Consider the following 620-nt stretch of genomic DNA (forward strand, 5'->3'; position numbering starts at 1 on the left):
TTGGTGATGGTTTTACGCTCGGGCGAGCTCAGCGGCAGGCCTTTACGCGTAGCATCAACCCAGTTGTCGAGCGTTTTGACGGACATCTCAAGCTGACGTGCAGCTTCAGTTCTGCCAACGCTTTCGGCTAGAGCTACGGCTTGCGTTTTGAACTCATCGGTGTAGTTGCGGCGAGTACGTGGGTACATGGCGACCTCCAAGAGAACGATGTAAGTATCGCTTCTTGGCGTCCGTTGTCAGGGGACAGGCCCATGCCTACTTTTTCCAAGAAAAAGTAGGCCGCCGTAAGGGCGGAATTCACCTTTCCGCCCTTACGGCGGGTCACTTTTTGAAGCATCAAAAAGTAACCAAAAAATGCTCGCTCCATTCATACGGCCCCTACGCTGCGCTTCGGGGTTCCCTCACTCCGGTCGTGCTCCCGGGAGTACGCACCGAAGGGCCATCCATGGCCCATCGGTGCTCGACGGGCATCCATGCCCGTCGCCTCCCTCCGCAAGCCCTCCGATCGGCCTCCTGAAGTCGCGAAGTTAGGGGCGGTGCCTATATTGGCGCTGCTGTCGCTGGTTGATTATTGTGTTGGATATCAAATTGCATTCGCCGGCAAGCCGGCTCCTACGGTG

1 protein-coding gene is annotated in these 620 nt (G+C 56.9%); it reads right to left on the reverse strand.

From position 1 onward, the window contains the following. Nucleotides 1-188: transposase (locus IX761_RS27015; RefSeq protein WP_194791280.1), on the reverse strand; the 188-nt coding region annotated here is incomplete at its 3' end. Nucleotides 189-620: the final 432 nt, after the last annotated feature.

It is taken from the genome of Pseudomonas sp. UFMG81, from assembly GCF_015354575.1.
Classification (GTDB): Bacteria; Pseudomonadota; Gammaproteobacteria; order Pseudomonadales; family Pseudomonadaceae; genus Aquipseudomonas.